3 protein-coding genes are annotated in these 1014 nt (G+C 49.3%); all 3 read right to left on the reverse strand.

Annotation, left to right across the window (positions count from 1 at the left end):
* Positions 1–239: 239 nt before the first annotated feature.
* Complete coding sequence (locus tag AC2VLY_RS14965) at positions 240–425, reverse strand: hypothetical protein (protein ID WP_486922546.1); 186 nt, start codon at positions 423–425, stop codon at positions 240–242.
* 120 nt (positions 426–545) lie between these two features.
* Positions 546–680 carry a hypothetical protein gene (locus tag AC2VLY_RS14970; protein ID WP_264674720.1) on the reverse strand — a complete coding sequence of 45 codons (135 nt, stop codon included), beginning with the start codon at positions 678–680 and terminating at the stop codon, positions 546–548.
* Positions 681–701: 21 nt separating this feature from the next.
* Positions 702–908 carry a hypothetical protein gene (locus AC2VLY_RS14975; protein ID WP_486922548.1) on the reverse strand — a complete coding sequence of 69 codons (207 nt, stop codon included), beginning with the start codon at positions 906–908 and terminating at the stop codon, positions 702–704.
* Positions 909–1014: the final 106 nt, after the last annotated feature.

A 1014-nucleotide genomic window follows, 5' to 3' on the forward strand; every position in this document is an offset into this window, starting at 1 on the left:
TAAGCCCACGAAGTATCCGGCGCTGGAGTCAGGGAGAGTCCGGGGCAAAGAGGAACCTGAAACTGGCTCTGGAAATCCGCAATCGCGGGTGGAAACGATAGACAAAGAAAAACCCCAAAGCCGAAGCGTTGGGGTGGGGGTGGTTAGTGCCTACGCGACCAGAGTGCAATACCTAGTGCGATGAGGGCCAGAACAGTAAACAGTGAAAGCCCAGGAATGTAGGGTATGTGTCCCATAAGTCAATCCTCCAGAATGGTAATCGCGCTGAATTCTGTTAGCGAAAAAACGACAGCAGACCACAGAACCGAGGGCCATTGCTCACCAAAGTCTTTCAGCCCATGATAGCCAAAATACCCAAAGAATGCGATTCCAATGATACGGAATGTGGTTGCCAAATGATGCTTCTGATCAGAATTTAGTGACACGACAGATCCTCCTTGTGTCGAAGTGAGTACCAACAACAAGGGGCTGGACAAAAAGTATGGAAAGGCAGGCAAAGAAAAACCCCAAAGCCGAAGCGTTGGGGTGGGGTGTGTGTGGATAGATTAGGCGTGCCGCTGATGATGGCGCGACTGCTTTTCCTTTTTTGCGGATCGTATAGCGAAAAACGCCAGTGGGTAGCCGACTACAGCCACTAGAGCTGTAGCCATCCATTGCCAAAAAACGATGTCCGAACTCATGGGTGATCTCCTTGTAGAAAGTTAGTCATCGCAGGCCTTGATCAGCCAAACGACGCTCTTGCATACAAGAATATACCCAATGGCAGCAAAGAAACCAGAGATCCCCTTGTCGTGCTCGAAAAAGTTGTAAGCAAGTACGCCCAACTGAGTGAAACCGCCTGCGTAGGCCAGCACGTTAAACGTGTGGATGATGTCCTCACGGACTCTTTTGTTGAAAGAAAAATTCATGAACGCCCCCCTTATTTGTCAATGTTATGAATTCCACAGATAAGTGGGTGGACAAAAAGTATGGAAAGGCGGTCGATGGGCAAAGAAAAACCCCTAAGCCAAGGCG

This window comes from Acidithiobacillus sp. TH-A36 (assembly GCF_057473445.1).